Source organism: Spongiactinospora gelatinilytica (assembly GCF_003236385.1).
Taxonomy (GTDB): domain Bacteria; phylum Actinomycetota; class Actinomycetes; order Streptosporangiales; family Streptosporangiaceae; genus Spongiactinospora; species Spongiactinospora gelatinilytica.
The window spans coordinates 1-6,488 of sequence record NZ_POUA01000414.1 but is presented as its reverse complement, the minus strand read 5'-3'; the positions used below and the strand labels follow the sequence as shown (position 1 = coordinate 6,488).

Genomic DNA, 6,488 nt, shown 5'->3' with positions numbered 1-6,488 from the left:
GGGCGGGTGCGTGCGGACGAAACCGTACCGTTCCAGCAGGTCGATGAACTGGTTGCCGGTGTCGGTGAGAACCTGCCCCGCTCCCCGGCACAGGGCGCAGATCTCCTGCTGGTAGCTGAGCGGGCGGGCGTCCATGTGATCGTCGATCGCCCGTTCGGCCTCCACCACCGCCGGCGGAATGTCGATGGGAGGGTGCTGACCTGGTTCGCCGTGGATGCCGATCACCTGGCCCAGGCCGGTGACCGGGGTGTCGGGGGGAAGCCCCGCCTTCTGCCGGGCGCGGCGGGCGGCGTCGGCGAGCTCCTGGAGGCGGGTTCGCCAGGGCTCCCAGGCGGGATCGACGCGGCTTCCGGTGCCTCCGCAGGTGGCACAGGGTTGTTCGAGTTCGTCGAGGAGGGAGTGGCGATCGGGATCGTCGCCGGGTTGTGCAGGGTTCACATCGCGGACGGTACGCCCGCGCATGGCGGCCAACAAGACAATCACCCCAAGGCATGGCAAAGAGTGTGTAATACCCATTTTAGGGGATGAGTGGGTACAGAGTAGGCGAGTGGTTGCGGGCTGGGCTCCGTAACCTCTATAACTGGTTACATGGCACTGAGCTGGAAACTTGTGATCGACAGCAGGGATGCGGCCACGCTCGCCGACTTCTGGGCGGCGGCGCTGGAGTACGAGGTGGAGGACCCCAGCGCGCTCATCGAGCAGTTGCAGGGCGCGGGCCGGATCGGCGAGGAGGCGATCGTCGAGCATCGTGGCCGCAAGATCTTCCGCGGTTACGCCGCGGTCCGCCATCCCGATGACCCGTTCGACGCGGTCAGCGGCATCGGCCGGGGGCGGCGGCTGCTCTTCCAGGAGGTGCCCGAGGGCAAGTCCGGCAAGAACCGGCTGCACATCGACGTCCACGGCGAGCCCGGTGGGCTCGACAAGCTGGTGAACCGGCTGGAGGAGCTGGGGGCGACCCGCGTCCGCGAGGTCGACCAGGGGCCCGCCGGGCACTGGTGGATCATGCTCGACCCCGAGGGCAACGAGTTCTGCGCGACGTAGGCGGCGATTGGCGGCTGGCGCTTACGTTCCGACCGGATGATCATTCATGGTGAGATATCCGGCATGGAGCGTGCGAGGCAATTAGTCGGCGAAATGCTCGTCTATTTCCTCGTGGTGCTTCTGCTCAGCGGCGCCTTCCTCGCATTCCACTACTCCCCCGGCGGCGGGACGGTGGTCTACACGGGCGAATATGAGCCGCTGCGGGGCGTTGAGATGAGCGGCGCGTACGCGTCGATCCTGAGCCTCGGCTTCGACGTGCCCGGCGGCCTGTTCGTCCGGCGCCTGCACTTCAACGCCATCGTCCTGCTCGCGCTGGGCACGGTGGTCTGGGCGCCGCTGGGCCGTCTGCGGTACGCGCCGGCGCTGCTCGGCCTCGGGCTGTGCCTGGTCGGCGCGCTCGCCGGCTTCGGGTCCGCCGACGACCTGCTCTCCGGCACCGTGCTGGGCCGGGTTCCCGTCGTGCTGTGGTACGGCCTGCACCTGGTGACGGCCCTGGCCCTGGGCGTCACGCTGGTGATCTCCGCGCGCCGGGAGGCGGCGCGCGACCCGAGGACTCCGGGTTTCGTGGCGCTCACCCTCGCGCTCAGCGCCCTGCTCCTGCTCCTGCCCGGGGGCTGAACGGGGCTGAGCTGGGGCTGAACTGGGGCTGAGCCGCCCTCGGCGGAATTGTCGGTCGCGTCTTCTACTTTTCATCGAGGCTTTTCACCGAGGCTTTGAGCGAGGCCAGAAAGGCGCGGAAATTCCAGTGTTCCGTCAAGGAGACATCCTGCTCATGCCGGTCGCCGCCGAGGCCGTGCCCGAGCGGCTGGTGGCCGCGCCTCGCGATGAGCGGGGCCGGCTGGTGCCGGCGCTCGGCGAGGCGACCGGCCACGCGCACGCCGTGCCGGGGGCGGGCACGCTGCTCGTGCGCCGCGGCTCCGACATGCCGGAGTTCCTGCATCTGCCCGAGGGCGGGCGGCTCGTGTACGAGGAGCACGCCGCCATCTCCCTGCCCAAGGGGTGGTTCCGGGTCGTACGGCAGCGCGAGTACGTACCGGGCAGCTACGCCCGCTACGTCGCCGACTGACCCGGCCGACCCGTCTCCTTCACTCCCCACGACAGCCCACAGCCGACAGCCGACAGCCGACAGCCGACAGCCGACAGCCGACAGCCGAGGAAACCCATGAGCACCCCAGCCCTCTCCCCCGCGCGGGCCGCGTCCGTCGCCGACGCGGCGACCGCGTGGACCACCGTCGCCTACGCCACCGGCCCGGCAGATCGGCCCGCCGCCGAAGAGGGCGTCCGGGCCGCCTACCGCGAAGCCGGGCTCGCCGAGCCCGAGCGGTTCATCTGGTTCGCCTCGCCGGCCCAGGCCGCGCGGCGACAGACTCGGGCGGTTACCGGGAGGGGGTGGGGGTGCGCGGCAACGGTCCGAAATGTATGGTGCTTTTTGATAGATGTGCCTCGTGGATGGGGGTGGCGGCCGCGCCATGACGCTTTCGCCGTGGAGTTGCCCGTTCGTGTACGCCGTCGGGATCAACACGCCCCCGGACGAGCCGCCCCATCAGATGGCCGCCTTCAACGAGTTCTATGACGCCCATCTGGGTGATGTCATGGCCCGCAATCCCGGGTTCGTGTGCGCGGAGCGGTACGAGCTGGCGCAGGTCGATCCGCCGCCGGGGCCGTGGCCGCGCTGGCTGGCCGTGTACGGCCTGGACGGCGAGGAGGCCGCGCGGCGGTTCGCCGAGCGGGTGACCGGGCCGCCGGAGGAGCGGCCGGTGTATCCGCCGGGGCCGTCGCCGTGGCGGCGGATGGAGCCGGTGTGGCGGCTGATCTGGCAGCGTACCGCCTGGACGGGCCGGGACGTCTCCGCCGGGCGGGTGGCGCTGATCGGCATCGACCCGGCGGCGGAGTCGGGCGAACGGGAGATCGCGGACTTCGACGACTTCTACACCCGCGTCCATCTCCCGGAGATCATCGCGGCGTTCGGCTACGACCGGGGCTCGCGGTTCGAGCGGTGGTGGGAATTCCGGCACCCCGAGCCGGGCTGCCCGGCGTACCTGGCCCTGTACGAGGCCGAGGCCGCGCCGCCGGTGCCCGCGCCGGGCACGGTTTCGCTGACGCCCGGCCCGCCCGCGTGGGAGGGCCGGACCGTCAGTTGGCGCGTCAAGTACGACCGGATCACGAAGTAGGGGAGCACACGTGCGGTTTCGGACATCAGCCACCATCAAGGTCGGCCGGATGCGGATCTCACAGGTCAGCGATGGTGTGGTGGAGGCGCCGCGGCGTACGTGGTTCAACGGCGTGCCGCCGGAGGAGTGGATGCCCGCCACCGGCGTGACCGACCCGGACCACCCGTTCCGGGTGAACTTCGGCGCGTTCCTCGTGACCGGCGACGGATCGGTGACGCTCGTGGACGCCGGGTGGGGACACCGCGCGCACGAGGTCGCCGGGCTCGCGGGCGCGGGCGAGATGCTGGACCGGCTCGCCGACCTGGGCGTCCGGCCCGGCGACGTGGACCGGATCGTCCAGACCCACCTGCACGCCGACCACTGCGGCTGGCTGATCAAGGACGACGCGGGCACGCCCACCTTCCCCCGGGCCGAGGTCTACGTACACGAGCGCGAGATCGCCTACTGGACCGGCGAGGAGGTCGCCGCGATCCCGGCGAACCACTCGATGGTCCCGGCGGTGCGGAAGAGGATCGAGGCCGTGTCGGCGGCGGGCCTGCTGCGCGCCTTTGGCGGCGAGCTGCCGCTGTCGGACGCGGTCACCGTGCTGCCCGCGCACGGGCACACGCCGGGACACGTCGTCGTGCTGGTGGCCGACGGCGGCGCGGCGGCGGTCATCGTCGGCGACCTCGCCCATCACCCGACCCACCTGGAGCACCCGGGCTGGCTGCCGGTGATCGACCACGACCCGCCCCGGTCGGTGGAGAGCCGCGAGATGGTCGCCGCCCTGGCGGCCGAGCGGAACGCGACGCTGCTCGCGCCGCACTTCCCGATCCTGACCGTGGTCGGGGTGTCCCGCGACTCCGGCGGCGGGGTGCGGGCGACCGTGCGCCGCGACGAGGACCAGGCGGGCTAGCGCGATGGGAGCGGAAGAACCGCGCATCGAGCCGGTGCCGGTGGAGGACTACCACCGGCTGGAACGCGAGCTTTTCGGCGACGAGGCCCGCGCGGGCACGGCGGGCGTGTCGCGCATGTGGGCGCACAATCCGGGCCTGATGAAGGCGCAGCGCCCGTTGCAGGAGTACCTGCTGGGGGGTTCCACGCTGCCGCCCAGGGATCGCGAGCTGGCCATCCTGCGGGTGACGTGGCTGTGCGGCTCTGCGTACGCCTTCGGCCAGCACACCCTGTTCGGCGCGCGGGCCGGGCTGTCGGCCCAGGAGATCCGCCGGGTCACCGAGGGCCCGGACGCCCCCGGCTGGACGCCGTTCGAGGCCGCGCTGCTGCGCGCGGTGGACGAACTGCGCGCCGACGCGCGCGTGTCCGGCCCGACCTGGGCGGTCCTGGCGGAAACCTACGACACCGCGCAGCTCATCGACCTGATCGCGGTGATCGGCCGGTACTGGACGGTCGCCGTCACGCTCAACTCGGCCGGCGTGCCGCTGGACCCGGACCGCCCCGGTTTCCCGGAGCGGCCCGCGTCCTGAGCGGTCAGCGGCGGGCCTTGGCCAGCTCCTCGACCGGGGTCCCGTAGATCTGCCCGCCGAGGGACTGCCCGCCGTCGGCGGTCAGCACCGTGCCGGTCACATAGGAGGTGCGGTCGCTGAGCAGCAACGCGGTCAGTCCGGCGACCTCCTCCGGGCTCGCGAAGCGCCGCATCGGCACCGAGGACAGCACCCGCTCGCGTTCCTCGGGCGAGGCCCACAGCGCCGCGCCCGCCCCGTCGGTCTCGGTGGGGCCGGGCGCGATGCAGTTCAGCCGGATGCCGTACCTGGCCCACTCGACCGCCAGCGTCTTGGTCATCGAGACGACCCCGGCCTTGGCGGCGGCGCTGTGCACGGTGCCGGGGTGGCCGGTCCAGGCGTAGGTGGCCACCACGTTGACCACCGCGCCCGGCCGTCCGTCCCTGATCAGCCGCCTGGCCACGGCCGACGTGCAGTGCCAGGCACCGTTCAGCACGATGTCCACCACCGCCCGCCAGCCGTTCGCGGACAGTTCCTCCGCGGGGGCGACGAAGTTGCCCGCGGCATTGTTGACCAGGCCGTCCACCCGGCCGAACCGGGCCTCGGCGGCCTCCACCGCCGCCTCGACGGCCGCGGGGTCGCGTACGTCGGCCGAGTACGCCAGCGCCGCCCCGCCCGCGCTCTCGACCTTGGCGACCACCTCGTCCAGCGGCTCCTTGCGCCTGCCGAGCACCGTGACCGACGCGCCCAGTTCGGCCAGCCGGAGCGCGACGGCCGCGCCGATGCCGGTACCGCCGCCGGTGACCAGATAGGCGCGGCCTGTCAATGATTCCAACGTTGCTCCCCGGTAGTGGTTGTGGATGAGGATCAGGTGGAGGCGAACGTCTGGAACCGCTTCAGCACCTCGTTGCGGTTCTTGCTCCACCAGTCGGCGCCGTACAGGAACTGCAACTCGGCGTTGGCCGGGTGGGAGGGCAGGGTGCGCGCCCACTCCTTGTCCATGAGTTCCATGGCCTTGGAGTTGGCCGGTCCGTTGTTGTACTTGCTCCACACGGCGGCCTGGACGTCCGGCCGGACCGAGTACTCGATGAGCTTGAACGCCGCCTCCTTGTTGCGCGCGCCCTTCGGCACCGACCACGCGCCGAGCTGGAGCATGCCGCCGTTCCAGGTGAAGTCGAGCGGCGCGCCCTGCTTCTTCAGCGCGTCCAGCCGGCCGGCGAAGATGCTGGAGGCGGAGACCTGCCCGCTGACCAGCATCTGGCCGGGCTGCGCGCCGGAGGTCCACCACTGCGGCACGTTCGGCTTGAGCGCGCCCAGTTGGGCGAACGCCTTCTCGACGTCCACGGGATACAGCTTGTCGGGCGCGACGCCCGCGCTGAGCAGGGCGAACTCCAGGTCCGGCGGCACGCCCTGGTCCGCGCCGCGCAGCGTGCGCTTGCCGGGGAACTTCCGGACGTCCCAGAAGTCGGCCCAGCCCTCGGGCTTGGCGCCCTTCATCGCCTCGGTGTTCCAGGCCATGACGATGGAGAACAGGTAGTACGTCAGCCAGTTCTTGTCCACGTACGACGGGTCGATGCCCGGGATGTTCAGCAGTCTGTCGGGCAGCGGCTCGAAGTAGTCGCGGCCGAGCGGCAGCACGATGGACGGGCCGCCGGCGATCAGGTCCCACTCGATGTTCCCGGTGTCCACCATGGCCTTGATCTTGGCCCCGGTGGGCGGCCCGGCGATGGCGACCTCGATCCCGGTCTCCTTGCTGAACGGATCGAAGATGTACTTCTTCTCGGCGTCCTGGAGCTGTCTCTTATACCCATCTGACGCTGCCGACGACTAGTCGAGT

General features: G+C 71.2%; 8 protein-coding genes and 1 pseudogene. 6 read left to right on the top strand and 3 right to left on the bottom strand.

The window, feature by feature from the left end; all coding sequences use genetic code 11:
- Positions 1–438: hypothetical protein (locus C1I98_RS33375; protein ID WP_146607794.1), on the bottom strand; the 438-nt coding region annotated here is incomplete at its 3' end.
- Positions 439–588: 150 nt separating this feature from the next.
- Between C1I98_RS33375 and C1I98_RS33370 the strand changes: the two genes are divergently transcribed.
- The 6 genes from C1I98_RS33370 to C1I98_RS33340 all read left to right on the top strand — a co-directional run bounded on the left by C1I98_RS33370 (position 589) and on the right by C1I98_RS33340 (position 4,675).
- Positions 589–1,041, top strand: a complete 453-nt coding sequence (locus tag C1I98_RS33370) for a VOC family protein (RefSeq protein WP_111171329.1) — start codon at positions 589–591, stop codon at positions 1,039–1,041.
- A gap of 93 nt (positions 1,042–1,134) precedes the next feature.
- Complete coding sequence (locus tag C1I98_RS33365) at positions 1,135–1,659, top strand: hypothetical protein (RefSeq protein ID WP_111171328.1); 525 nt, start codon at positions 1,135–1,137, stop codon at positions 1,657–1,659.
- Positions 1,660–1,786: 127 nt separating this feature from the next.
- Entirely contained in the window at positions 1,787–2,107 is a 321-nt protein-coding gene (locus tag C1I98_RS33360; protein ID WP_111171327.1) for a DUF8820 family protein, read from the top strand.
- A 403-nt stretch (positions 2,108–2,510) separates the two neighbouring features.
- The gene (locus C1I98_RS33350; RefSeq protein ID WP_199537406.1) at positions 2,511–3,212 is read left to right on the top strand and encodes a hypothetical protein; all 702 of its coding nucleotides are present in this window, start codon (positions 2,511–2,513) and stop codon (positions 3,210–3,212) included.
- A 10-nt stretch (positions 3,213–3,222) separates the two neighbouring features.
- Positions 3,223–4,107, top strand: coding sequence for an MBL fold metallo-hydrolase (locus tag C1I98_RS33345; RefSeq protein ID WP_146607793.1), 885 nt, complete (start codon positions 3,223–3,225; stop codon positions 4,105–4,107).
- A gap of 4 nt (positions 4,108–4,111) precedes the next feature.
- On the top strand, positions 4,112–4,675 hold the full coding sequence (locus tag C1I98_RS33340) for a carboxymuconolactone decarboxylase family protein (protein ID WP_111171323.1): 564 nt from the start codon (positions 4,112–4,114) through the stop codon (positions 4,673–4,675).
- Between the two features lie 4 nt (positions 4,676–4,679).
- Here C1I98_RS33340 and C1I98_RS33335 read toward each other — a convergent pair whose 3' ends face one another.
- A complete protein-coding gene (locus C1I98_RS33335; RefSeq protein WP_199537405.1) occupies positions 4,680–5,486 on the bottom strand; it encodes an SDR family oxidoreductase in 807 nt (268 codons plus the stop codon).
- 32 nt (positions 5,487–5,518) lie between these two features.
- A pseudogene (locus C1I98_RS33330) lies at positions 5,519–6,433 on the bottom strand (ABC transporter substrate-binding protein); the annotation flags it as partial.
- Positions 6,434–6,488: the final 55 nt, after the last annotated feature.